Source organism: Halioxenophilus sp. WMMB6 (genome assembly GCF_033283405.1).
Classification (GTDB): Bacteria; Pseudomonadota; Gammaproteobacteria; order Pseudomonadales; family Cellvibrionaceae; genus Halioxenophilus.
In genome coordinates this window covers 62,007-86,810 of the sequence record NZ_JAWMQR010000007.1, presented here as the reverse complement: position 1 = coordinate 86,810, position 24,804 = coordinate 62,007, and the positions used below count along the sequence as shown (strand labels likewise).

The window sequence follows — 24,804 nt, the reverse complement described above, 5'->3', positions numbered from 1 at the left end:
AACCCTGCGCCGTTTAATTCCAATCCATTGCAGCGAGCGGTTTTTCTTGCCCCTGACGCTCGGTTATTTTACTCTGACTCTCCCGCGAACCGACGCAAACCGCGAACTAACCTCTTTGATTTTTAGGAATTGACCATGCTTGATAATTGCCAAACAGCTCGCGAACGATGGGGTGGTGTTAATGAACTCGTCGATCGTTGGTTAGATGAGCGCAAAGAGCTTCTGGTCATTTTCTGCAGCCTTTCCGGTATTAAATCCTTTGCCGATAACGACGACGAGTACGGCCCCAAAATTCGCCGACTGTGCCAACTGTTGGTCGATTACGTCTCCGCCGGCCACTTTGAGGTGTATGAAAAACTGATCCAGGAAGGCAAACAGTTTGACGATACCGACGGGCTGAAAAAGGCCGCCGAACTTTATCAGACCATCGACGGCACCACCGAAAGCCTGCTCGACTTCAACGATAAGTATCAGGAGGTCGACGACCTCTCCACCCTGGTTAATGATCTCTCTACCATGGGTGAAACCCTGGCGGAACGGTTTGAAGCCGAAGACGCCATGATTGATGTTCTGCACACCGCCCACCAACAACTGCTGGAACCGGAAATTACCAAGTAATCCCGCCCGCACCGCCGCCCCACATTGCTACACTCTGTTTAACCTTTTCCAAAAGCGGCCGATAACCCTTCGGAGCGCTGCCGGCCCTGCCGGCAATTGACAGGCGGGTGGTTCACCACTCGCACAACGGTTTGGATATCCTATGACGTGTACCCTAACGGGTCGGCTCCTGCCCCTCCCTCTGCTGGTGTTGATCACACTGCTGCTAACCGCCTGTGATCCCGCCCCGGGGCCCAGTGCCACCACCGAAGTCGCCGCCAAGGGGCTCTACAGCGGCGCCATCAGCCCCAGTGGCGACTATTTCGTAATTGGCTCCATCTACCACGGCGGCAGCTTGTGGAGCAGCCGCGGTGAGCGGCTGTTCAACTGGAATCATAAAGCGGGGGAGAGGAGTGCTATTGTCGCCACCGATTTTTCGCCCGATGGTCAATGGGCAGTGACGGCGGAAGATCAGACACTGGTACTGTGGTCGGCCACCACCGGCAAGGCGGTGGTTTATCTCTCCGCCCCGGCCCAGATTCTCGACGTGGCGCTTGGCCAGAACGGCAACTACGCCCTGGTCGGCACCACCGGCAACGAAGCGCTGCTCTACAACCTGCGCCAGCGCAGTGTCGTGCGGGTTTTGAACCACGCCAACACAGTGCGCAGTGTGGCGCTCAGTGACGATGGCCGCCTGGCGTTGACCGGCTCGGAAGATACCACCGCCGTGCTTTGGGACCTGGAGAGCGGCCGGCCGCTCTTCACCATTAAGCACCAGGACGACGTCCAACAGGTGGCATTGTCTCCCGACGGCCGCCTGGCGCTGTCGGCGGCGCAGTACGATAAAGCGGTGCTGTGGCGCACCAGCAATGGCGAGGTGATTGGCGAGTTGCCGCTGGCTGCGGAACACTTAAAGCGTGGCAGCCGCTTTACCGCCGCCGAATTCAGCGCCAACAGCAGCCTGCTGCTGACCGGCAGCCCGGACCGGGTGGTGCAGCTGTGGGATACCGCACGCCTGAGCTTGGTGAAGGAGTGGCACCTGCCCAAACGCAACGCCTGGAAACCCACCGGCGCGGCGGTGGTGGCGGTGGGCTTTGGCCCCGGCACCGGTGTATTTCAGGCGTTATCAGCGAATGGCTTTCAGCACGAGCTACGCCGCTAAGCCTCCGGCTTAAGTGATCTAAGGCTTAACTCAAGGATTAGCGGATTTGGGCACAGGGTAGCCGCTGTTGCTCGACTCCAGCCAGATGATGTGTTGGTTGGCCGCCGCCAGCCAAGCTTCGGCCTCCGCCAGCCAGCCCGGAGCAATGGCTACGCCTCGATCGAGGTTTTTTCTGCCATCGTTAAGCGATTCGGCCAACTGCCGGCCCTGTTGCAACAGCAAGCGCTGCTCGGTTTCAACCTCAACCACAGAAGCCTTACCCGACTGGAACTCTTCAGGATGCTTGTGCCAGTCGCCCAACCAATCTTTCGCCACCCGGTTGCTGGTTTTCAGTTTTGACGCAAATTCCGCCGTCGACTCATCGCAGCGCTTAATCGCCTTTTTCACTTCGCTATCGGCAGCGACCGCCGGCGCCAGGCGTGCGACACAGTAACGCATGGCGTCGCGGGCATCGGCCAGATTGTCGAGATAGACATCGCGCTTTTGAAAGCCAAGGGAGTAGAGGCTGAGCAGATGCCCGGTTTCGCAACCCGCTAACAGCAGCATTGTGCCCAAGACCACCAACAATCGTTGTCGACCAAAATTCAGATAGCTCATCATCCATCTCTTACTGTTTACACCACCGGTGTCGGCAGCCAACCAAGCCCCGGGCCATCTTGCCCTCAGCCGCCACCACCCAAAATCGATTAACGTTTGGCAAACATCAGATCCCAAACACCGTGGCCGAGATTTTCGCCGCGCCTTTCAAATTTGGTTACCGGCCGGTGCTCCGGGCGCGGGTGATAATTACCAGCACCGGCACAATTGTCCAGCCCCTCGGCAGCGGACAAAATCTCCAGCATCTGCTCCGCGTACTCCTGCCAGTCGGTGGCAAAATGGCAGATGCCGCCAGGTTGCAGTTTGCGCTGTATCAGCGCCACAAACTCAGGCTGCACGATACGCCGTTTGTGGTGTTTTTTCTTGTGCCATGGGTCGGGAAAGTAGAGCTGAAAGCGCGCCAGGGAGCTGTCGGCGATGCAATCTTCCAATACATCCGTGGCGTCGGCCATAAAGACCTTGAGGTTAGCCACCCCGTCCAATTCGGCATTATTAATTAACCGACCAACACCAGGCGGGTGCACCTCAATGCCGATAAAGTCTTTCTCCGGCTCCAGCTTGCACATCTGCAACAGTGAGTCGCCCATACCAAAGCCCACCTCAACCACCAGTGGCGCCTGGCGACCAAACAGCTGCTCGACATTAATCGGCCCGCTAAACAGGCTGACGCCATACTGCTGCCAGCTGCGGGCAAAGGCGTTTTTCTGGCCATCGGTCATGCGGCCGGCTCGAATCACAAAGCTGCGAATCGATTTATTTTTAAATTCGGGTTTCAGGGGAAAACTGGCGTCGGTCATTCGATTCTGTCGTTATGCTGCCTACACAGAAGCAGACTTGGAAAAAGAGAATAGGAAATAGGCGGCCAGCAACACCCAGCCCACCATAAAGCAGAGGCCGCCCAGCGGCGTCACCGGGCCCAGCCATTTTGGCCCACCCAGGGCCAGCAGGTAGAGACTGCCGGAAAAGGCAACAATACCCGCGATAAAAAAGCCAGCGCTGGCGCCCAGCAGGCGCGACGGCCCCTGCAGCAACAGCAGCACCACCACAAACAGCAGCGCCAGAGTGTGGTAGAAGTGGTACTGCACACCGGTGGCATAAGCGCTTAACAACGGGTCGGCAATTTTACCCTTCAAACCGTGAGCACCAAAGGCGCCAAGCACCACCGCCAACAAGCCGCTGATTGAGGCAAAGCTTGCGAAAAATTTTATCACTCATCTCCCCTTGTGGATGACTCTTAATGCACCCGGTTTTCCGCCCAAAAAAAAGCCGCGCTAGTGCACGGCTTTGTTTCGCTGATTGAGGGCCCGCGTTTTAGGCGCTCACCTCAATCATCGCTTTGATCTTCTTCATGGCGTTTTTTTCCAGCTGGCGAATTCGCTCAGCAGAGACACCATAACGATCCGCCAGATCGTGCAGGGTGAGCTTGTCGTCGGTTAACCAGCGGCTGGCCAGAATATCGCGGCTGCGCTCATCCAGTTGATCCAGTGCCATCTCCAGGTTGTTGACGCTGTTGGTCTCCCAATCGGACTCCTCTAACTGAGTTGCCGGATTGTAGCGGGCATCTTCCAGGTAGTTAGCCGGCGCTTGGAAGGCGGTATCGTCGTCGTCATCAACACCGGCGTCAAAGCCCATATCGGTGCTCGCCAGGCGACCCTCCATCTCCCGAACCTGTTTGACATCGACATTCAGGTCGGCGGCAACGGCGGCGGCTTCTTCGTTGTTGAGCCAGGCCAGTCGTTTTTTGGCGCCACGCAGATTAAAGAACAGCTTGCGCTGCGCTTTGGTGGTGGCCACCTTCACAATGCGCCAGTTGCGCAGAATGAATTCGTGGATTTCGGCCTTGATCCAATGCACCGCGAAGGAGACCAGACGCACGCCTTTTTCCGGGTTGAAGCGCTTAACCGCCTTCATCAGGCCGACGTTACCCTCTTGCACCAGATCAGACTGGTTGAGGCCGTAACCGGCGTAGGATTTGGCGATATGCACCACGAAGCGCAGGTGTGCCATTACCAGGCGGCGGGCAGCTTCCAGATCATTTTCGTAGTAGAGCTGCTCAGCCAGCTGTTTTTCTTCGTCGGCGGTGAGAATAGAGAAGCTATTTACAGCCTGAATGTACGAGTTTAGGTTCTGCCCAGGGGCAAGCACTTGTACAGGCAGTAAGTTGGTTCCCATGTATACCTCCAGATGAGTAAGGGGCGGTAGTCTATCATTGCCAAGGTTAGACTACCAGAAACCGGATAGTTCATTGATTTACCTGCTAATTTTATCCAGATCAAATCAATTTGAGAGAGCTTGGGGCCAGTTTCCGTGTTTTCAACCCCAGCCCGGGTTAACTGGGTTTGATGGCCGCCAAGTGGCGCGATACGGATAAAACGGCTCCCATAGAGCCTAGCACGGCGGCCGCCAAAACCAAGTTGAAGCTACCGGCAAAGCCAAGCCCGGCCAGCTCAAACTCGGAGTTGTAGAGCTGCGCCAGGCGCGCGATGGGCCCGGCCAGCCAAAGTTGGGCCGCGGCCAGCATCAACAGCGCCAATATACCCCCAAAACAGCCGTACCAGAGGCCGGTGTAGAGGAATGGCCGCCGCACAAAGCCGTTGCTGGCGCCCACCAGCTTGGCGATGACGATCTCATCCTTGCGGTTGGCGATGGCCAGACGGATGACATTGCCCACTATCAGGATCACCCCCACCGCCAGCAACAGCGCCAGAGCACCGACAATACGGCCCACCAGGGCGGTAATCTGCTGTAGCCTGGCTACCCACTCCAGGTCGAGCTGCACACTGTCGACTATGGTGAGCGCGCTCAGCTCCGTCTGCATCTTGGCCAGGGCCTCCACCGACAAATTGGCCGGCGTGATCACCAGTACCGCCGGTAGCGGGTTGCTCTCCAGGGAGTTCAACACATCGCTAAAACCGGAGACCCGCTCAAACTCCTTTAAGGCCTGGTCGGCGGTGATGAATCGGGTCGATTCGATATCGGTACGGGTGGCAAGTTGCTCGCGCAGAGCCGTGATAGCCGTGTTGCTGGCCCGCTTGTGCAGAAACACCGACAGCTGTGCCGGCGCCTGCCAGCGATTGGCCTGGGACTCCAGGTTGATCAAGCCCAGGTAGAGCATAGCCGGCAGGGCCAGGGCGATGGCGATCACCAGGCAGGTGGGCAGGCTCTGGCCGGGGCTCTGCACCAAGCGTAAGAAGGCCTCCTGGGCACTGGTGTGGTGGTGGCGAAAGTAGGCCGCCAGCCGCTCAACCACGGTTATCTCTACCCGCCGCACTGCCTTTTTGGCTGGGCGCGGCTCCGGCTTGGCGGCCGGGCGGGGTGCTTCCCGGCGCACGGGCTTTCCCTGTCGCCGTCGATTACCCTCAGCCATCGGCGCGCTCCCCGGCCATCTCCGAGCGGGCCACCAGTATGCCATCGTGCACCAAGCGGCCCTGGGCCAGCCCCAGCACCCGCTTGCCCATGGTGCGGATCAAGGCGATATCGTGGCTGGCGATCAAAACCGTCACCCCTACCTGATTAAACTGCTGGAACAGGTTCATCACCTCGGCCGACAGCTCCGGGTCGAGGTTACCGGTGGGCTCATCGGCAAGCAGCACCGGCGGCTTGTTAACCACCGCCCGGGCAATACCCACCCGCTGCTGCTCACCGCCGGAGAGGGTGACCGGGTTGTGCTTCTCTTTATTGAGCAGGCCCACCTTATCAAGCGCGGCGCGCACGCGGCGGCCCAGCTCGCGCCCGCGAATACCGGCGATGTGCAGCGGCAGGGCGACATTCTCAAAGACGTTGCGATCAAACAGCAGTTGGTGGTTTTGAAAGACCACCCCCACCTGCCGCCGCAGCGCCGGTATGTGGCGGTCACTCAGGCGGCTCAGGTTTTGATTGAGCACCAGCACCTGGCCGCGGGAGGGGCGCTCGATCAGCATGATCAGCTTCAGCAGGGTACTTTTGCCGGCGCCCGAATGGCCCGTCAGGAAGGCGAACTCCCCCGACGCCAGTTCAAACGAGAGGTTGGTCAAGGCATCCTGGTTTTCGTAACGCTTGGCGACGTGGTCGAATCGGATCATGGTCGTCGGCTTTGGTAAAATTCCGTTTTTTGGATTGGGCGCGGTTTTTGGCCACACCGGTTAGCGGTCAAACAGAGCATCGATAAAGGCCTGCGCCGAGAAGGGCTGCAGATCTTCGGCACTTTCGCCAACGCCGATAAAGCGCACCGGTATGTTATAGCGCTTACTTAACGCAAAGATGATTCCACCGCGGGCGGTGCCATCCAGCTTGGTGAGCACCAGTCCAGAGACCCCCACCGCACTTTTAAACTGCTCCGCCTGGTTGAGTGCGTTCTGGCCGGTGCCGGCATCCAGCACCAACAGCACCTCGTGGGGGGCGCTGTCGTCGAGCTTGGCCATCACCCGCTTAACCTTGGCGAGCTCTTCCATCAGATTGCTTTTGTTGTGCAAGCGCCCGGCGGTATCGGCGATGACCACATCGGCACCGCGGGACTGGGCCGACTGAATGGCATCGAAGATAACCGAGGCGCTGTCGGCACCGGTGTGCTGGGCAACCACCGGTACCTGATTGCGCTCACCCCAGATCTGCAGCTGTTCGACGGCGGCCGCCCGAAAGGTATCGCCAGCCGCCAACACCACTTTTTTGCCACTGCCCATCAGGTACTTGGCCAGCTTGCCGATGGTGGTGGTTTTGCCCACGCCATTCACCCCCACCACCAGAATGACGTAGGGTTTTTTGGCGGTGTCTATCTCCAGTGGCCGCTCCACCGGGATCAACAGGTTGGCCAGATGAGTTTGCAACGCCTGGTAGACGGCGTCGCCGTTGGTCAGCTGCTTGCGCTCAATACTGGCGGTGAGTTCGTCGATAATCTCCGAGGTGGCGTCAATACCGATATCCGCCGTCAGCAGCAGGGTTTCGATCTCTTCGAGCAGCTCTTCGTCGATCTCTTTCTTGCCCAGCAGCAGGTTGGCCAGGCCACTGCTCAGTGACGAGCTGGTGCGCGACAGCCCCTTTTTGATGCGCAGGAAGAAACCGAGCTTCTCGGCTTGGGCGGGCTCACTGGCCGCTTCTGTTACGACAGCAGCCGGTTCGTCTGCAACCGGCTCCGAATCGGCCGGGGGTTGATCTGCTGGCCCCGGGTTTTGCTCCGTGCGTATAATTTCGTCGGCACTGACTGCAGCCTCGGGCTGCTTTTTGTTTTTGCGCTTAAAAAACATAAATTGGAATTCCGCACTGCTTGGTGGCGTGATCACCACTTGTTCTGGTGGACCATCGAACGCGGCATTCTATCACCAGTTATCTCCGGCCAATACCGCAAGCCCCTAACTTCTGCACGAGCCCCGCAACCCATGACGAGACATTCCAAACCACGCCACACCGCCGACGGCCAGCTGCGTATTATTGCTGGCCAGTGGCGCGGGCGAAAGCTGGCCTTTCCCGCCCTGGACGGCTTGCGACCCACCGGCGACCGCATCCGCGAAACCCTCTTCAACTGGCTGCAGGCGGAACTGCCCGGCGCCCGCTGCCTTGACCTCTTCGCCGGCTCCGGCGCCTTGGGGCTGGAAGCGCTCTCCCGGGGCGCCGCCCACTGCACATTCATCGACAGCCAGGCCAGCGCCTGCCAGGCCCTTAAGGCCAACCTGGCCAAGCTCAGCTGTACAGCCGCCCAAGTGCTGCAGACCGACGCCGTTACCTGGCTGCAACAATCGGCTGCTAGTCTGCACAGCGGCCAAACACCAGTGCAGGTGGTCTTTTGCGACCCGCCCTTTGCCAAAGGGCTTTGGGCCGAAGCGATTGAGGCCCTGGCCGCGAGCCCGCTACTGGCCAGCGACGCCTGGATTTACATAGAAACACCCAAGGATGAAGCCGTGACAGTCCCTGTCCAGTGGCGCCTGCATCGCAGCAAAACCGCCGGAACGATCAGATTTCAATTGTTTCAGGTGGCGGGCTGAGGTATAAATCGCGGCTCTTTGTGCTGTTGCAGCAAATTGGTAACATTGCCGCAAACTCATCGACCATGACGGAAAAAGGGTCAATTGGGAGTAATTTATGAAAAAAGTCGTCTATCCTGGCACCTTTGACCCTATCACCAATGGTCACGTGGATCTGGTCGAGCGCGCCTGCCGCCTGTTCGACAACGTGGTAGTAGCGGTTGCCGCCAGCACCAAAAAGAACCCCCTGTTCGACCTGGATGAACGTGTGAATCAGGTACAACAGGTGCTGGCCCACCTGGATAACGTCACCGTCATCGGTTTCGATATTCTCTTCGCCAACCTGGTGGAGCAGCTCAACGCCCAGGCGGTGATGCGCGGTCTGCGCGCTGTCTCCGACTTCGAGTACGAGTTCCAGTTGGCCAATATGAACCGGGCGCTCTCCGACAAGATGGAGACCCTGTTCCTCACCCCCGCCGAGCACCTCAGTTACATCTCCTCCTCCCTGGTACGTGAAATCGCCTCCCTGGGGGGTGATGTCAGCAACTTCGTACCCCCCATCGTTGTTAACAGCCTGAAAGAGAAATTTAACCGTTAGTTCGCGGCTATTTGCGCCACCTTGACAGCTATTTCTGGCATTGACGGCAGTAGACCGTCGAGCGATTGCCCATGCGCACCTCCACTAGCGGCTGTGAACAGATCCGGCAGGGTTTGCCCCCCCGGCCATAGACCGACAACCGCTGGGCGAAGTAACCCGGCTTGCCATCGCCGCCGGTGAAATCCCGCAGCGTAGTCCCACCCTGGGTGATGGCACTGGCCAACACTTTTTTGATCTCCTCAACCAGAGCGGCGATTTTTGGCTTGCTGAGCCGCCCCGCCCCGGTACCCGGCCGAATACCCGCTGCAAACAGCGCCTCGTTGGCGTAGATATTCCCCACCCCCACCACCACTTTGCTGTCCATAATCAGTGTTTTGATGGGTTGGCTGCGCTTGCGGGTTTTGGCGTAGAGGTAGTTGGCATTGAAAGCATCGGTGAGCGGCTCTGGCCCCAGGTGCGCGAGCAGTGGATGTTCCGCCAGCGGCTCGGTGGTCCAGAGCAGCGCACCAAACCGGCGCGGGTCGGTAAAACGCACGGCCACGCCGCCGCTCAATACCAGGTCGACATGGTCGTGCACCGCCGCGGGCTGCTTGAGCAGCTCACCCTGCAACACCCGCAACGAGCCCGACATACCCAAATGCCAGAGTGCTGTGCCGTTGGCAAAGTGCAACAGCAGGTATTTGCCGCGCCGCTCGATCGCTTTCAGCTTTTTGCCGCTGATGGCTGCAGCCAGCTCTGCGGGCACCGGCCAGCGCAGATTGGGGTTGCGCACCACCAGGCTTTTCACGGTGCGGCCCACGACGTGGGGTTCCAGGCCACGGCGAGTGGTTTCTACTTCCGGTAATTCAGGCATGGCGGTCTGTCCAATACATGGGGGTTAAAACAGGGCTGACAAAAGCAGGCGATGATAACGCAACTGCATTCAACCCTTGTCGCTTTTTTGTTATGTTGCAACGCTTCGCTGCCATCCAACCAAGGCCACCCACTTGACCACCCACTCCAGCCAAACCCGACCGTTCAGCCATCTGGTGGGTGTCGATACCGGGGGCACCTTCACCGACTTCGTGGCCTTTAATCTCTCAAGTCGCCAGTTCCGCGCTCACAAGGTGCTGTCGACGCCAGCCAATCCGGCGTTGGCGATTGTGCAGGGGCTGAACGATCTCGGTCTGGCGGGGGAGCTCAGCAGCGGCCGCCTCTGCCTGGTGCATGGCAGCACCGTCGCCACCAACGCCGCCCTGGAGCGCAAAGGTGTGCGTACGGCGTTTATCACCAACCGCGGCCTGGCCGACCTGCTCAGCATCGGCCGCCAAACCCGGCCCCACCTCTACCATTTGCAGGTCGCGCCGATTGAACCACCAGTCGCCGAGCAGCTCTGCCTGGAGGCGGACTGCCGCCTCAATGCCCAGGGCGAAACCGTCACTCCCCTAACCGACCAAGCCATCGCCGAACTGGTGGCCGAAGTCGGGCGTTTGCAGCCCGAGGCGGTGGCCATCAATCTACTCTTCTCCTACCTGGATGACAGCGATGAGCAGCGGCTTGCCGCCGCCCTGGCAGCAGATTACTTTGTCGCCCGTTCCTCGTATGTGCTGCCCGAACCCGGCGAGTACGAACGCGGTATGGCCACCTGGTTAAACGCCTATCTGGGGCCCCGGGTCGAGGGCTACCTCAATCAATTAAAGCAGCAGGTTGCGCCCTGCCCACTCTCGGTGATGCAGTCCAACGGCGGCACCATCGATGCCGAACAGGCCAGCCAGCGGGCGGTAAACCTGTTGCTATCCGGCCCCGCTGGCGGCTTGGCCGCCACCCAATTCCTGGGCCGGGCGCTGGGTGAAAGTCGTTTTCTCACCTTTGATATGGGCGGCACCTCCACCGATGTCGCCTTGATTGACGGCGACATCAGCCTTACCACCCACGGCCGCCTGGCCGACTGGCCGGTGGCGGTACCAATGGTCGATATGCACACCATCGGCGCCGGCGGTGGCTCTTTAGCCAGGGTTGATGGCGGCGGCCTGCTGCAGGTAGGCCCCCAGTCGGCCGGCGCCAGCCCCGGACCCGCCTGCTACGGCCGCGGCGGCATTGAGGCTACCGTCACCGATGCCAATCTGGTGCTCGGTCGCCTGCCCAGTGACAGCCCCCTGGGCGGCCATCTGCAGCTGGATCGCGCAGCGGCCGAACATGCCCTGCAGCGGCTGGCAGAGCGCCTGCAGCTCTCGGTCGAGGCGGCCGCCGCTGGTGTGGTATCTCTGGTGAACGAACACATGACCGCCGCCTTGCGGGTCATCTCCGTGAACCGGGGGCGGGATCCACGGGCGTTCACCCTTTGCTGTTTTGGCGGCGCTGGCGGCCTGCATGTGTGCGCCCTGGCCGACAACCTGGGCATGACCCGCGCGGTGGTACCGGCCATGGGCGGGGTCTTCTCCGCCCTGGGCATGCTCACCGCCGAGAAGGTCCGCCAACTCTCCCTCTCCAAGCCAGGTCTGTTGCGGCAGTACGACCACAGTCAGCTGCAACAGGCTATCGCCGCCCTCAGTGGACAAGGCAGTGAACAACTCGCTGCGGAGGGTGTGGATATCTCTTCCATAGAACATCGTGCCAGTGTCGATCTGCGCTATCAGGGGCAGTCTTTCACACTCAATGTCGGCTATCACAACGTCGCACAAGCGGAGCAGGATTTTCATACACAGCACGAAAAACTGTACGGCCATCGGCTCTCTCTGCCGGTGGAACTGGTCACTATCAGGGTTCGGGTGAGTGCGCCAGCGGAATTGCTGGAGCCTATGCAAGACGGGGGCTCTACCGAAAATGGCAGGCATTTGAACAAATCCATCGCCAGTGTTGAACTAGCGCAGTTGGGAGCAACGAAAATCCGTGCCCGGCAAAGCCTGACACCCGGCGAAACTCTCACCGGGCCGGCAATAATTTGGGAGCCACTGGCCACCACCCTGGTAGCTGCTGGCTGGCATGCCACTGTGGATAACTTTGGGAATATCTTGCTGACAAGAAGCTGAGTAACTACTTACCGGCAGCCCCTTGCAGCATCACTCTATCGGCAAATGGTTGTGATCCAAGCCAAGAGGTCCAATTTGTATTGACGCGCCAAAGTCAACTTTTCAAAACCAATGTAAAAAACTGTTAAACAGGCCGTCCACTCTCGCGCACAGGGAAAATCAGCCCTGCCAGCGGGCCTGAATTGCTCTCTATTCCTGACTAAATCACCCCTTGTGCAAATTTTATCCACAGCAGATTTAGCAAAATTTTTTCTGTGAATAAAAATCAGCAGCAGTTAGCGTTTGAACCTTACAAGCTTTGGTTAGTATGTTACATAACGGTGACAAGCAGGTTACTGCCTAGCCGGGCACCCCATCTGCGGACGCCCATAAATATTGTCCATTTGGTCAGTAATTTATATTGATACGCTGTGGATCATATCTTTTTATCAATAAATTCAACCTTTTATAGGCCAATACAGGGGCTAACAACTATTCTTGACCAAATTCCGCTATGGCCATTCAATTTCGGCTGGCGTGGCACTGCTCCATTCCAAAAGATTACAAAACAGTAACCTTCGTGTAGGAAAGCTGCCATAAGCCAGCAAAAATTTAAAAGTTTCTGTGGATAACTTTGGGAATAGTTATATTACGCTTAAGTAATATGGGGATTTTATCTAGGAGGGAGGGGGAGTTGGTGGTGACCGGCTGATCACCACCGAAGGCAAGTTACTTAATTTTGCCTTCTTTGTAGATAACATGCTTGCGAACGACGGGATCAAACTTTTTGATCTCCATCTTTTCTGGCATGGTGCGCTTGTTCTTGGTCGTGGTGTAGAAGTGACCAGTGCCGGCGCTGGAATTCAGACGGATTTTCTCACGCATGGGATAGCTCCTTTAATCCGGTGGGGCAGTTAAACTTTTTCGCCGCGGGCGCGGAGATCAGCCAGCACCTGATCGATGCCTTTTTTGTCGATGATTCGCATACCCTTGGTAGAGATGCGAAGCTTCACAAATTTGTTTTCTGACTCAACCCAAAAACGGTGTGTTTGCAGATTGGGCAGGAAGCGACGCTTAGTGTGGTTCTTAGCGTGTGATACGTTATTTCCGGTAACCGGACGCTTGCCGGTGACCATGCATACTCTGGACATCGTATAGCCTCGTTTGCTGTTGAACGCCAAAGACTGTGCCTGTGACACAGGCTGGCTTAGGCAAGTAATTTTGTATGGTAGGAGGTCCGTTTTTAAGGCCCAATGCCCTGGGCAATAACGACCCCTCCGCGAAGAGCCGCGTTTTATACCAGAAGCATTTGCCAATAGCAACCGGAAACTCGGATTAGCGCTGTTTCAGCCCCCTATTTTAAGTCCTCTATAACCAGCCCCGCTCGGCAAATGAGACCACTCGTTGCTCACCCACCACCATATGGTCGAGCACCCGGATATCCACCAACGCCAGCGCCTCAATCAACCGCTCGGTGAGCTGCCGGTCGGCCAGGCTCGGCTCCGCCACCCCGGAGGGGTGGTTGTGGGCGAAGATCACCGCCGCCGCATTATTAACCAGGCACTTGCGTACCACCTCCCGGCAGTAGACCGCGGCGGCGTCGATGGTGCCATGGAATAGCGGCTCGTAGGCGATCATCTGGTGCTGACTGTCGAGATAGAGCACGCAGAACACCTCGCTCGGCTGGTGGCGCAATTGCGCCTTCAGAAACGTGCGCACCCGGCCGGGGTCGGTGAGCGCGGCACCGCGCTTGAGCACTTCCGCCAGGTTGCGCTTGGCCATCTCCATCACCGCCTGCAGCTGCGCATACTTGGCCGGACCCAGGCCATTGGCCTGGCAAAACGCCGTCTGGCTGGCCGACAATAGCGCCCGCAAGCTGCCAAACTCGTGCAGCAGCTCCCGCGCCAGATCAACCGCGCTCTTCCCGGCACAGCCGGTACGCAGGAAAATAGCCAGCAGCTCGGCGTCGGAGAGGCTGTGCGCCCCCTGTTGCAGCAGCTTTTCACGGGGCCGTTCCGCACTGGGCCAGTCAGCAATTGCCATGGATTCCACCTGCACAAAGTAAAGGGTTTCGATTGTCTGGGTGTCGTTGTTCGATCACACTTGTGCGGCCCAAACTCTCGCCATCGCCCACAGGCGGGGTAAACTCAACAGTTTTCGCTACTTTTTGTGAACCAATTTGCACTAAGCCGTCATCAACATCCAATTCGAGCATTAAACTTAGAGGTTCGGTAGGATGGATGGCCAAACCACTACCGCTGTCATATCGACGTAATAAAAGAAGAAGTAGAAGAAGAACCGCACCATGCCGTTACAGGACAAACGAATCCTTCTGGGAGTCTCCGGGGGAATAGCCGCCTACAAATCTGCCGACCTGGTCCGCCGCTTAAAAGAGGCCGGCGCCGATGTGCGTGTCGCTATGACCGCAGCGGCGCAAGATTTCGTCACCGCGCTGACTTTTCAGGCGTTGTCGGGCAATCCGGTACACACCGAGCTGCTCAACCCCGAGGCCGAAGCCGGTATGGGCCACATTGAGCTGGCCCGTTGGGCCGACCTTATCCTGATTGCTCCGGCCAGCGCCAATGTCATCGCGCGCATTGCCCACGGCCTGGCCGACGACCTGTTAACCACTGTCTGTTTGGCCCGCCGCTGCCCGCTGGCGGTGGCACCGGCGATGAACCAGGCTATGTGGAGCAACCCCGCTACCCAGGCCAATATCTCACGCCTGGATGATCTCGGCATTTTGCGCCTGGGTCCGGGCAGCGGCAGCCAGGCCTGCGGCGATATCGGCCCGGGGCGCATGCTGGAGGTGGCAGAGCTGGTCAGCCTGGTAAGCGACCTGTTCACCAGCCCCGCCCCCCTGCTGGCGGGCCGACGGGTGCTGTTAACCGCCGGTCCTACCCGCGAGGCCATCGACCCGGTGCGCTACATCTCCAACCACAGTTCCGGCAAGATGGGTTACGCCATGGCCGCCGCCGCGGCCGCCATGGGCGCCCAGGTAACCTTGATCAGCGGCCCAACTCAGCTGCCCACCCCCGACGGCGTCACCCGCATCGATACCGACAGCGCCCAAGCCATGTACGAGCTGGTGATGGCCAATCTGGCCGGCTGCGACCTGTTCATCGGTTCGGCGGCGGTGGCCGATTATCGGCCAGAGCAGGTGGCCAACAACAAAATCAAAAAGAGCGGCCACGACACGCTGCAGATCAACCTGATAAAGAACCCCGATATCATCGCCGCCGTGGCCGCTCTGGAGGAGAAGCCCTTTACCGTTGGCTTCGCCGCTGAGACCGATCAGGTTGCCTCCTACGCCAAAGATAAGCTGATGCGTAAAAAATTGGATATGGTTATCGCCAATGATGTCTCGCGCTCAGATATTGGCTTTAATGCCGATAACAATGAAGTCTGCCTATTTTGGCCAGAGGGGGAGCAGGCTTTGCCCAACTTGGGTAAGGCGGAGCTGGCTGAACGACTCATGGCGATTATCGCCGAGCGCCTACCCCCGCAATAACCACCGATCAATGGCCAAGAACACTAGACTCTAAGGATCCCGAGTGCTCTCTTTATCCCGTAAAAAGACAGCGTCCGACGACACTGAAGCCAAACCCAAAGCCGCTCTGCCCATGGCAAAAATCGGCGCGTTTGCCGCGGCACTGGCCATCAATGCCGGCCTGATCTTCTCCAGTTACCAGTGGTATATCGCCGTGCAACAGGAGCAACGGCTGACAGCCCTCAGCCAGAAGCAGGCTCAGTCCGCCATCGAGCGCCTCGGCTTTCAGGTGCACAAGCTGCAGACCATGCTCGATCAATACGGTCAACGCCAGGCCTTGGTGGCCGCGCTCAGCGTGCAATCCACCGATCTCAGCCCCTGGCTCTCGAGCCTGCAACAGCTGCTGCCCGAGGGCAATCAGGCCGCGCTGGTGCGGGCCTACGCCGCGCCCGAGAGCCAATACCCGGAGTTCGGCTTTCGCTTTGCCGAGCTCGACATGATCAACCATGCCGAGAAGGGCGATAAACCGGCACCGGAGGTGGGCGGACGCGCGCCCAACCAGACCTTCTCACTGATTGCGCCGGCCCGGCTCAACCAAGACAGCCCTATCGTTGGCACCGTCATCGCCAGATTGCCCACCGCCATTTTGCGCAGTGCCCTGCGCGGTGATGGCACTCCCGATGGCCTGGTGCGCCTGCAGCAGGGCTTTGACGGGAGCAATGCGAAACCGGTTATCGAGGTGGGTGATGGCGCCGGCCCGGTGGTCAGCGCCCGTTATAATCAGTTTTGGACGGTGCAGTTTCAGGCCAACGAAGCCCTCATCAAGCAATCCAGGTTTTACCCCATCTGGCTCTATGGCCTGTGGTTCGTGGCGCTGCTGTTATCGCTCTTTTTGGCGCACTGGGCCTCCTCCCGCTGGCTGGCCAAACAGCAACAGCGCCAGCAGCTGACCCGCAAGCCCACCGCCGAGGGGCTTAGCGCTGGTGGTAGTAAACCCGCCCTCGATGCGGTGATGAAGGTCAAAGTCGCCAAGGAAGACCAGCAGCTGTTGGCCGGTGAATCTGCCGGTCGCAAGCGCAGCCAGCCCTCGGAGCCGGTGAATATTCAGTTCCCCGGCCACGTCTTTCGCGCCTACGATATTCGCGGCCTGGCCGGCCAGGAGATCACCCGGGAACTGGCCACGCAACTGGGCAGAGCCCTCGGCACCCGGGTACTGGCCGATGGTGGCGATGCGCTGTTCGTCGGCCGCGATGGCCGTAACTCCAGCCCAGAACTCTACAACGCGCTGATTGACGGCATTCTCAGCACCGGCGCCAACACCCTGGAGCTGGAGCTCATCCCCTCGCCCCTGCTCTACTACGCGGTCGCCACCAGCGATAACTGCAAAAGTGGCGTTATCGTCACCGCCAGCCACAACGGTGCCGCCTACAACGGCTTCAAAATCACCCTTAACGGCCAGAGCCTGGCGGATGACGAGATCCAGCAGCTGCGCCAGGCGATGGAAGCCGGCAATTTCCAAACCGGCCACGGCTCCACCCGGCAGGTGGAGGTGGTGGAACCCTACATCGATGAGATCCTCTCCGATGTCGCCCTGATGGGCGATGTCAAAATTGTGATCGATGCCGGTAACGGCGCCACCAGCGATATCGCACCACTGCTCTTCTCCGAGATGGGCTGTGAGGTGGTGCCGCTCTATTGCGATTTTGACGGCAACTTCCCCAACCACGACCCAGACCCAAGCAACGCCGACAACCTCCAGGATCTTATCGATCGGGTGATTGAGGAGGGGGCCGATCTGGGTGTCGCCTTTGATGGCGATGGCGACCGCATCTTTGTGGTGACCGAAAGTGGCCAGGTGATCACCGCCGACCGCCTGCTGATGTTGTTTGCCAAAGATATTGTCTCGCGCAACCCCGGTACCGATGTCGTCTTTGATGTGAAATGTACCCGCCAGCTGGGCAGCCTGATCAGCAGCTACGGCGGCCGCCCAATTATGTGGAAGACCGGCCACGCCCACATGAAGGCCAAAATCCAGGAGACCGAAGCCCTGCTTGGCGGCGAGTTTTCCGGCCACATCTTCATTAAAGACCGCTGGTATGGCTTCGATGATGGCCTGCTGGTAGCGGCTCGCCTGCTGGAGATTATGTCGCTGCGCGAACAGAGCCTGGACGACATCTTCGCCTCCTTCCCGGTGCTGCCGGCCACGCCCGAGATACGCATCCCGGTGCCAGAAGAGAAAAAATTCTCTATCATTCAAAACCTGATCGAGACCGGTGATTTTCAAAGTGGCACCGCCACCACCGTCGATGGTCTGCGGGTCGACTTCGCCAAAGGCTGGGGGCTGGTGAGAGCCTCCAACACCGGCGCGGAGCTGACCCTGCGCTTTGAGGGCGATACCGAGGAGGTGATCGCGCAATTGAAACTGCTGTTCAAGCGCGAGCTGACCAAAGTGGACGCCAGCCTGCCGCTCGATTTCTAAGTCGGGCCGTGGGCCGGCCACCGGCGCCGGCCAGGCCGCCCACAACCCGATAATTCAAACCCAACCATTCAAACCAACCACGCCACACAGCCAGCACGAGGAAGCCGCCCCATGTCCCTGGATCGCACCGCCGCCATGAATATCGCCCAGGTATTAACCGAGGCGCTGCCCTACATTCAACGTTTCACCGGCAAGACCATTGTCGTCAAATTTGGCGGTAACGCGATGGAGGGTGAGGAGCTGCAAAACAGTTTCGCGCGCGATGTGGTGCTGATGAAGACCGTGGGTATGAACCCCATCGTGGTCCACGGCGGCGGTCCGCAAATCGGCCAGCTGCTGGAGAAGCTCAATATCCAGTCGGAGTTTATCGATGGCCTGCGCGTCACTGACAGCGCCACCATGGATGTGGTGGAGATGGTGCTGGGCGCCACGGTCAACAAACAGATCGTCAACCTGATCAACAACAACGGCGGCCAGGCGATCGGCATTACCGGTAAGGATGGCCAGCTGATCCGCGCCCGACGACTCTCGGTAAAACGCAAAACTCCAGAGATGAGCGTGCCGGAAATTATCGATATCGGCCACGTGGGCGAGGTGCAGTCGATCAACAAGAGCGTCATCGACATGCTGGTCAACAGCCACTTTATTCCTGTTATCGCGCCGATTGGTGTCGGTGCCGATGGCGCCTCCTATAACATCAACGCCGACCTGGTGGCCGGCAAAATCGCCGAAGTGGTGGGTGCAGAGAAGCTGATGCTGCTGACCAACGTCTCCGGTTTGCTGAGTAAAACCGGCGAGGTATTAACCGGGCTCAGCACTCAGCAGGTGGACGACCTGATCGAAGATGGCACCATCTACGGCGGCATGCTGCCGAAAATTCAGTGCGCCCTGGACGCCGTCAAGGGCGGTGTCAACTCCGCTCACATCATCGATGGCCGGGTTGATCACGCCGTGCTGCTGGAGATCTTCACCGATGCCGGAGTCGGCACCCTGATCACCAACCGCAAACCCACCAGCTGACCGCAACAACCTCTGGCTGTGTAAGGTGTTTGGCCATTGATTCGTTTCAGGAAATGGGGAAATTACTAGCGCATCTATTGATGAGCAGGCCCGATGCCGCTAGGATCAAACCGTGACAGCTGTCACAGGAGAAGACTGCGGCACCATCCGCGCTCTGTTTCTGTACAACGACTGAGCGCCCGAAGCCGCAACCTACCAGAAGTAACCTGTTGTTGCGGCCAGCTATTTTTTGGCCGCCACCGGGAGGAGAGTAGCCTTCCCCCTCCGAAACAGCGTTGTATCGATAAGGAATTGGTTAGCCGCGCGCGTGGCGCAACCATGGATAAACACAGACTAACCACTACAACAATCATCGCCTCCCAATATGACCAAATCTGAACAGAAAGTCTCCCGGCGGCAGGAGATACTGCAAGCCCTTGCCCACATGCTTGAGGTTTCGCCCGGCACCCGAATTACCACCGCCGCGCTGGCCAAGCAGGTCGGCTTTTCTGAAGCCGCGCTCTACCGGCACTACCCCAGCAAATCGAAAATGTTCGAGGGGCTGATTGAATTCATTGAAGAGACGGTGTTCACCCGCATCAATCTGATTTTAAGCGAGCACGCCGAGGCGCTCATCCGCCTGGAAAAGATCCTGATGCTGCTGCTCACCTTTACCGAGCGCAATCCCGGCATCACCCGCATCCTCACCGGCGACGCCCTGACCGGCGAAAATGAACGCCTGCACAATCGCGTGGTACAGTTCTATGACCGCCTGGAAACACAGATCAAACAGATTATTCGCGAAGCAGAGATACGCGAGGGGGTACGGCCACAAATTGGCCTGACAGCCGCAGCCAACCTGCTGATGGCCACCGCCGAAGGGCGGATAGCGCAATATGTGCGCAGTGGATTTAAACGCCCACCCACAGAGAATTGGGCGGAACAGTGGGGCCTGTTAACGGCGAGTTTCTTTCGCCAGGCCCTGGCCGGTGTCAACTAACGGCGACGACCGATCCTATCCTGAATCACCTTAAAGCGCTCGATGTCGCGGTCGAAGCTGGCCGAGACGTCGATATACTCCGACTCCCGGGTTTCAATTAACCGCTCGTTGGCCTCTTTTTCGGTTTTGAAGTTCTTGATGTTCAACAGAATCGCTTCCGGCACATTCTGACCGTTGCGCTCACGTTCCGCCGCTTTGGCCTGCTCCCGGGCAATTTGAGAGTCCAAGCCGACAATATTCCCTTTCAACATCGCCAAGGCCGCATCGATCTCCTGCAGGCGCCGTTTTTTGGCGGCCTCGACATCGCCAACACTGCTGTAACGCGAGAGCAGTGCCTTATCCCACTGCTCCATGGCTGCCTGCTGTTCGCGTTGGCGCTCCAGCTCAGCCAGCTGTTCAGGGTCGATGCTGGGCTCCACCACCCGCAGGACATCGCCGTGGATATTGACCACCTCGTAACCCTTTTGCGCGTATTCGGGGGGGATGGTGTGGTTGATCACCTTAACCCCCTGATCATTGAGGTAGCGATACATCAACAGCTCTTCGGCGCGGGCGGGGGTCAGCGCCAGCGCCCAAACAGACACCAGCAGGCTTGGCAGCCACCCGTTTTTAAGCTTCCCGTTTTTTAACCACCATTGGCGAGAACAGCTAAGCAAACTAATCCACTCCAAACTCTTCACGATACGCTTTTACCCGAGCGATCAGGGACTCCTGCCCCTCGGTCTCAGTCATTAGATAATCGATAATATCCGTCAGGCTGACGATGCTGATCACCGGCACGCCGAACTCCTGCTCCACCTCTTGGATGGCGCTGGTACTGCCCTGGCCCCGCTCCTGCCGGTTAAGGCCAATTAAAACCGCCGCCGGTGTCGCGCCTGCCTGAGCCACTATAGACATCACTTCCCGCACGGCTGTTCCGGCGGTAATCACATCATCGACAATCGCCACCCGTCCGGTCAGCGGTGCGCCCACCAACAGGCCACCCTCGCCATGATCTTTTGCTTCCTTGCGATTGAAGCAGTAGGGGAGATCGCGTTGATGCCGATCGTAAAGCGCGATCGCCGTGGCCGCCGCCAGAGGAATGCCCTTGTACGCCGGGCCGAAGACCATATCCACAGGCACGTTAGAGTGCACGAGAGCCTCGGCGTAAAAACGCCCCAACTCCGCCAAGGCGGCGCCGGTTTGAAAGCGACCGGCGTTAAAGAAGTATGGGCTCTTACGGCCAGACTTCAAGGTGAATTCGCCAAAGCTGAGGGCTTGCTGGGCAATGGCCAGTTGAATGAAGGCTTTTTGGAATGGCTGCATTAAAGAATACTCATGTAAATCAGATATCAACTGCGACTATCTAACATATTTCTTAAAACGCCGGTATCATACACAGTCCGTTATAAAGGGGCGAATATGCGAATTATCAGTTTGAGCGTGGACGGCATCCATCAGGCCGCCCAGCGAGGTCTATACGAGTGGTTGTCCGAGCAAGACGCGGATATCGTATGCTTACAGGACTTGCGTGCTCTAGAGTACGAACTCGACCACGATATTTTTCATCCGGAAGGCTACTTCGCCTACTTCTTTGATTCCGGCGTAAAGCACTACAACGGCGTCGCCATCTATACCCGCCATCAGCCCAAAGCTTTGATCTACGGCTTGGGATTCAGCAGCGGTGTCGATATGGAAGGCCGCTACCTGCAAGCCGACTTCGAACATATCAGTATCGGCTCTCTGCTGGCGCCCAGCGCCTCGTCAGAGATGGAATCCTTCGAAGTGAAGGTTAAATTCTTCGACGATTTCCAGGCCCACCTGCACAAAATCACCCGCAAACGCCGAGAGTACATCTTTTGCGGTAATTGGCAAATGGCCCACCGCCCCAGTGATGTCCAACACGCTTCCAACAACGAAGACAACTCCGGCTATCTGCCCCACGAGCGCCAGTGGATGGACCAGCTCTATCGCCAGATTGGCTATGTCGATGCCTTCCGCAAGGTCAATAAAGATAACGACGAGTACACCTGGTGGCCCAGTGGCCAGATCGGCAAGGGCGACGGTTGGCGCACTGATTTACAAGTGGTGTCGAACAACCTGAAAAACCGGGTCGAGTACGGCGTGATCTACAAAAACCGAGAGTTCTCATCGCACCTGCCGGTAATTATCGACTACGACATCGAGCTTTGAACCCCCGCTCAAAGCTCGATCGCTTGCCTAAATAAATTAGGCCAGCGCCTGACGTTGCAGCTGGTGAATCTCCGCCAAACCCGCTTTCGCCAAACTCAACATCTCGGCAAACTGTGACTCGCTGAACGGGTCCGCTTCCGCTGTACCCTGTACCTCAACCAAACCACCGCCTTCGCACATCACAATATTCATATCGGCTTCGGCAGCGCTATCTTCCGGATAATCCAGATCCAGCACCACCCTACCCTCATAGATGCCCACCGACACCGCCGCCACCATCTTCGGCAGTGGTTCGCCGCTGATCAGCCCTTTGCCAGCCAGAAAACTGATCGCATCGGCCAGGGCAACGCAGCTGCCGGAGATAGCCGCTGTGCGGGTGCCGCCATCGGCCTGAATCACGTCGCAATCGATTTTGACGGTGTTTTCGCCGAGCGCGGTGAGATCGATCGCCGCGCGCAATGAGCGGCCGATCAGCCGTTGAATCTCAACCGTGCGGCCACCCTGTTTACCGCGTGCCGCCTCCCGGTCCATGCGCGTGCCGGTGGAGCGTGGCAGCATGCCATACTCCGCCGTTACCCAGCCACGTCCTTCGCCACGCATAAAACGCGGCACCCCCTCCTCCACCGTGGCGGTGCAGAGCACCTTGGTATCACCAAACTCCACCAGCACCGACCCTTCGGCATGTTTGGTGTAGTTGCGTTGAAAACGGATGGGACGAAGTTGATTAGGCTGACGACCGCTGGGTCTTGTCATAACGGAACTCTCTTGGCGGTTAACCCGCTGTTGTATGTAAAGTGCACTTGGGCCCGGGATTATAACCAAGCTTGGCTGTGTTAACATGCACGGCCGGCGCTGAAACCCTTCCCGAAGAAGAGCGTCTAACCATTCCACTTCTCGCACAGCAAGGTATTGGCAATGACACGCAGCATGACCGGTTTCGCCCGCCACGAAGGTAATTTCGCTTGGGGCAGCCTGGCGTTTGAAATTCGCACCGTCAACCACCGCTACCTGGAGCCGCACTTTCGCCTGCCGGAGAATATGCGCCCACTGGAGCCAAAACTGCGCGATCGGCTGCGTCATCAGCTGAGCCGTGGCAAGGTTGAGGTCAATCTGCAATTGCACCCGCTGCAGCAGGAGTCCTCACTCACACTCAATACCCCCTTTCTGGTCGATCTCGCCAACGTCGCTGACACAGTCGCCGCCACCCTCGCTAACCCGGCGCCGGTCAATCCGCTGGAGGTATTGCGCTGGCCTGGCATTATTCAGGAGCGGCCGGTAGATCAGGAGCAGATCGAAATCGACGCCCTTGGCTGCTTTGATCAGGCACTGACCAAACTGATCGAACAGCGCAGCCGCGAGGGTGCCGAGCTGCAGGGCTTTATCGAGGCCCGTCTCACCACCGTACTGGAGTTGGTGGCCAAAGTACGCACGCTACTGCCGGTGATTACCGCCAATCAGCGCCAGAAGATTTTAGAGAAGATTGAGAGCCTGCAGGTGGATGTCGACCAGGGTCGCCTGGAGCAGGAGCTGGTCTACTTCGCCCAGAAAGCCGATGTCGACGAAGAGCTCGATCGCCTCACCACCCACGTCACCGAAGTGCGCCACTGTTTTAAACAGAGCAACCCCATTGGCCGCCGGCTGGATTTCCTGATGCAGGAGTTCAATCGCGAAGCCAACACCCTCTCCTCCAAATCCACCGTCAGCGACACCACCCAGGTTGCGGTCGATCTTAAAGTACTGATCGAACAGATGCGCGAGCAGGTGCAAAATATCGAGTAACCCTGCCAACGCCTGGCCAACCGACCAAGCGCCAATTGAGCTAACCACATTTCACAGGCAGAATAGCGGCCTCGTTGGCGCCCATTGGGCCATCTCCCTTCAGCCAAGATCTATTCTGTGTCCACTAAGTCACTGCCTACACACCTGAAAGCCGACCTGATCCTGCTGCTGGTCACCGTACTGGCCGCCGCGGGTTGGATCTTTTCGCGCGAATCCGTAGCCGGCATGCCGCCGCTGCTGTTTATGGCGCTGCGTTTTACTCTAGCCGGCAGTTTGATGGCGCTGCTTGGCTGGCGCCATCTGGTGCGGCTGACGCCGACCCAGTGGCGGCTGGCCAGTGGTGTCGGCGCCCTCTTCGGCGTCGCCATGGTGTTTTGGATTATGGGGCTGAAGCTCACCAGCCACGTGGGCGTGGGCGCCTTTCTCAGCAATATGGGGCTGGTGATGGTGCCAGTGATCAGCCTGTTAGCGGGTGATCGCCCCGGCAAATACGTCTATATCGCGATGCCTGTCGCCATTGGCGGCTTGGCCTGCTTGTCACTGGATGGGGAGTTCCAACTGGGCCCGGCCGAAGGCTTTTTCCTGCTCTCGGCGCTGCTGCTGGCGGTGATGTTTGTTTTGATCGCTCACGCCGCCGCCCGCATTCCCACTCTGGCACTCACCTCGGTGCAGATGCTCTGCACCGGCGTAATCACCGCCGTCGCCTCCTGGCCCATGGAGCCCTGGAGTCTCGATTTTACGGCCGCCACCTGGAGCTGGTTTGCCGCCAGCCTGATCATCGCCACCTGCATCCGCTTTCTGCTGCAGACTCACGCCATGGGCCTGGCCGCCCCCAGCCACAGCGCCATTATTATGATTCTGGAGCCGGTCTGGACGGCCATCGCCGCCGTGCTCTGGTTTGGCGAGCAGCTGGGCCAATTGCAACTGCTCGGCTGTGTGCTGATCTTCTGCGCCATGCTCATCAACCGCTGGCCGATGCTGCGCCAGTGGCTGCTGCAAGCCCGTTAGACA

At 58.6% G+C, this 24,804-nt stretch carries 26 protein-coding genes; 12 read left to right on the top strand and 14 right to left on the bottom strand.

The window, feature by feature from the left end; all coding sequences use genetic code 11:
* Positions 1-135 precede the first annotated feature (135 nt).
* Together rsd and SBL51_RS16320 are read left to right on the top strand one after the other, a co-directional pair.
* On the top strand, positions 136-618 hold the full coding sequence (gene rsd / locus SBL51_RS16325; RefSeq protein WP_317932158.1) for a sigma D regulator: 483 nt from the start codon (positions 136-138) through the stop codon (positions 616-618).
* 142 nt (positions 619-760) lie between these two features.
* Entirely contained in the window at positions 761-1,759 is a 999-nt protein-coding gene (locus SBL51_RS16320; protein ID WP_317932157.1) for a hypothetical protein, read from the top strand.
* Positions 1,760-1,789: 30 nt separating this feature from the next.
* On the opposite strand, the gene SBL51_RS16315 is transcribed toward SBL51_RS16320, so the two are convergent.
* From SBL51_RS16315 to ftsY, 7 genes are all read right to left on the bottom strand, one after another.
* Positions 1,790-2,356: a hypothetical protein gene (locus SBL51_RS16315; RefSeq protein WP_317932156.1), complete on the bottom strand. Its 567-nt coding sequence runs from the start codon at positions 2,354-2,356 to the stop codon at positions 1,790-1,792.
* Between the two features lie 89 nt (positions 2,357-2,445).
* On the bottom strand, positions 2,446-3,153 hold the full coding sequence (gene trmB / locus SBL51_RS16310) for a tRNA (guanosine(46)-N7)-methyltransferase TrmB (RefSeq protein ID WP_317932155.1): 708 nt from the start codon (positions 3,151-3,153) through the stop codon (positions 2,446-2,448).
* Between the two features lie 21 nt (positions 3,154-3,174).
* Positions 3,175-3,567 (bottom strand): DUF423 domain-containing protein, encoded by a 393-nt coding sequence (locus tag SBL51_RS16305; protein ID WP_411860493.1) that lies wholly within the window; start codon positions 3,565-3,567, stop codon positions 3,175-3,177.
* Between the two features lie 100 nt (positions 3,568-3,667).
* Positions 3,668-4,528: an RNA polymerase sigma factor RpoH gene (gene rpoH, locus SBL51_RS16300; protein ID WP_317932154.1), complete on the bottom strand. Its 861-nt coding sequence runs from the start codon at positions 4,526-4,528 to the stop codon at positions 3,668-3,670.
* A gap of 157 nt (positions 4,529-4,685) precedes the next feature.
* Positions 4,686-5,723, bottom strand: coding sequence for a permease-like cell division protein FtsX (gene ftsX, locus SBL51_RS16295; protein ID WP_317932153.1), 1,038 nt, complete (start codon positions 5,721-5,723; stop codon positions 4,686-4,688).
* The gene (ftsE, locus tag SBL51_RS16290; protein WP_317932152.1) at positions 5,716-6,417 is read right to left on the bottom strand and encodes a cell division ATP-binding protein FtsE; all 702 of its coding nucleotides are present in this window, start codon (positions 6,415-6,417) and stop codon (positions 5,716-5,718) included. The genes ftsX and ftsE overlap by 8 nt, the downstream gene beginning before the upstream one ends.
* Positions 6,418-6,477: 60 nt before the next feature.
* A complete protein-coding gene (gene ftsY / locus SBL51_RS16285) occupies positions 6,478-7,575 on the bottom strand; it encodes a signal recognition particle-docking protein FtsY (protein ID WP_317932150.1) in 1,098 nt (365 codons plus the stop codon).
* Positions 7,576-7,707: 132 nt separating this feature from the next.
* Between ftsY and rsmD the strand changes: the two genes are divergently transcribed.
* Together rsmD and coaD are read left to right on the top strand one after the other, a co-directional pair.
* The gene (gene rsmD, locus SBL51_RS16280) at positions 7,708-8,310 is read left to right on the top strand and encodes a 16S rRNA (guanine(966)-N(2))-methyltransferase RsmD (RefSeq protein WP_317932149.1); all 603 of its coding nucleotides are present in this window, start codon (positions 7,708-7,710) and stop codon (positions 8,308-8,310) included.
* A gap of 97 nt (positions 8,311-8,407) precedes the next feature.
* Complete coding sequence (coaD, locus tag SBL51_RS16275) at positions 8,408-8,887, top strand: pantetheine-phosphate adenylyltransferase (protein ID WP_317932148.1); 480 nt, start codon at positions 8,408-8,410, stop codon at positions 8,885-8,887.
* Positions 8,888-8,915: 28 nt separating this feature from the next.
* Here the strand turns inward: coaD and mutM are convergent, their stop codons facing one another.
* Complete coding sequence (mutM, locus tag SBL51_RS16270; protein WP_317932147.1) at positions 8,916-9,740, bottom strand: bifunctional DNA-formamidopyrimidine glycosylase/DNA-(apurinic or apyrimidinic site) lyase; 825 nt, start codon at positions 9,738-9,740, stop codon at positions 8,916-8,918.
* A gap of 133 nt (positions 9,741-9,873) precedes the next feature.
* Between mutM and SBL51_RS16265 the strand changes: the two genes are divergently transcribed.
* Positions 9,874-11,895 (top strand): hydantoinase/oxoprolinase family protein, encoded by a 2,022-nt coding sequence (locus SBL51_RS16265; protein WP_317932146.1) that lies wholly within the window; start codon positions 9,874-9,876, stop codon positions 11,893-11,895.
* A 708-nt stretch (positions 11,896-12,603) separates the two neighbouring features.
* On the opposite strand, the gene rpmG is transcribed toward SBL51_RS16265, so the two are convergent.
* From rpmG to radC, 3 genes are all read right to left on the bottom strand, one after another.
* Positions 12,604-12,759 carry a 50S ribosomal protein L33 gene (gene rpmG / locus SBL51_RS16260; RefSeq protein WP_317932145.1) on the bottom strand — a complete coding sequence of 52 codons (156 nt, stop codon included), beginning with the start codon at positions 12,757-12,759 and terminating at the stop codon, positions 12,604-12,606.
* 29 nt (positions 12,760-12,788) lie between these two features.
* Positions 12,789-13,025: a 50S ribosomal protein L28 gene (rpmB, locus tag SBL51_RS16255; protein ID WP_317932335.1), complete on the bottom strand. Its 237-nt coding sequence runs from the start codon at positions 13,023-13,025 to the stop codon at positions 12,789-12,791.
* A 217-nt stretch (positions 13,026-13,242) separates the two neighbouring features.
* A complete protein-coding gene (gene radC, locus SBL51_RS16250; RefSeq protein WP_317932144.1) occupies positions 13,243-13,917 on the bottom strand; it encodes a RadC family protein in 675 nt (224 codons plus the stop codon).
* A gap of 262 nt (positions 13,918-14,179) precedes the next feature.
* On the opposite strand from radC, the gene coaBC reads away from it, so the two are divergent.
* The 4 genes from coaBC to slmA all read left to right on the top strand — a co-directional run bounded on the left by coaBC (position 14,180) and on the right by slmA (position 19,842).
* Positions 14,180-15,385: a bifunctional phosphopantothenoylcysteine decarboxylase/phosphopantothenate--cysteine ligase CoaBC gene (gene coaBC, locus SBL51_RS16245; RefSeq protein WP_317932143.1), complete on the top strand. Its 1,206-nt coding sequence runs from the start codon at positions 14,180-14,182 to the stop codon at positions 15,383-15,385.
* A 43-nt stretch (positions 15,386-15,428) separates the two neighbouring features.
* The gene (locus SBL51_RS16240; protein ID WP_317932142.1) at positions 15,429-17,843 is read left to right on the top strand and encodes a phosphomannomutase/phosphoglucomutase; all 2,415 of its coding nucleotides are present in this window, start codon (positions 15,429-15,431) and stop codon (positions 17,841-17,843) included.
* A 111-nt stretch (positions 17,844-17,954) separates the two neighbouring features.
* On the top strand, positions 17,955-18,863 hold the full coding sequence (gene argB / locus SBL51_RS16235) for an acetylglutamate kinase (RefSeq protein WP_317932141.1): 909 nt from the start codon (positions 17,955-17,957) through the stop codon (positions 18,861-18,863).
* 364 nt (positions 18,864-19,227) lie between these two features.
* Positions 19,228-19,842 (top strand): nucleoid occlusion factor SlmA, encoded by a 615-nt coding sequence (gene slmA / locus SBL51_RS16230; RefSeq protein WP_317932140.1) that lies wholly within the window; start codon positions 19,228-19,230, stop codon positions 19,840-19,842.
* On the opposite strand, the gene SBL51_RS16225 is transcribed toward slmA, so the two are convergent.
* Both SBL51_RS16225 and pyrE read right to left on the bottom strand, forming a co-directional pair.
* On the bottom strand, positions 19,839-20,426 hold the full coding sequence (locus SBL51_RS16225; protein WP_317932139.1) for a hypothetical protein: 588 nt from the start codon (positions 20,424-20,426) through the stop codon (positions 19,839-19,841). The genes slmA and SBL51_RS16225 overlap by 4 nt on opposite strands.
* A 73-nt stretch (positions 20,427-20,499) precedes the next feature.
* Positions 20,500-21,147, bottom strand: a complete 648-nt coding sequence (gene pyrE, locus SBL51_RS16220) for an orotate phosphoribosyltransferase (protein ID WP_317932138.1) — start codon at positions 21,145-21,147, stop codon at positions 20,500-20,502.
* A gap of 96 nt (positions 21,148-21,243) precedes the next feature.
* On the opposite strand from pyrE, the gene SBL51_RS16215 reads away from it, so the two are divergent.
* Entirely contained in the window at positions 21,244-22,014 is a 771-nt protein-coding gene (locus tag SBL51_RS16215; protein WP_317932137.1) for an exodeoxyribonuclease III, read from the top strand.
* A gap of 36 nt (positions 22,015-22,050) precedes the next feature.
* Here SBL51_RS16215 and rph read toward each other — a convergent pair whose 3' ends face one another.
* A complete protein-coding gene (gene rph / locus SBL51_RS16210; protein ID WP_317932136.1) occupies positions 22,051-22,767 on the bottom strand; it encodes a ribonuclease PH in 717 nt (238 codons plus the stop codon).
* A 162-nt stretch (positions 22,768-22,929) separates the two neighbouring features.
* On the opposite strand from rph, the gene SBL51_RS16205 reads away from it, so the two are divergent.
* Both SBL51_RS16205 and SBL51_RS16200 read left to right on the top strand, forming a co-directional pair.
* Complete coding sequence (locus SBL51_RS16205) at positions 22,930-23,793, top strand: YicC/YloC family endoribonuclease (protein ID WP_317932135.1); 864 nt, start codon at positions 22,930-22,932, stop codon at positions 23,791-23,793.
* A 117-nt stretch (positions 23,794-23,910) separates the two neighbouring features.
* The gene (locus SBL51_RS16200) at positions 23,911-24,801 is read left to right on the top strand and encodes a DMT family transporter (RefSeq protein WP_317932134.1); all 891 of its coding nucleotides are present in this window, start codon (positions 23,911-23,913) and stop codon (positions 24,799-24,801) included.
* Positions 24,802-24,804: the final 3 nt, after the last annotated feature.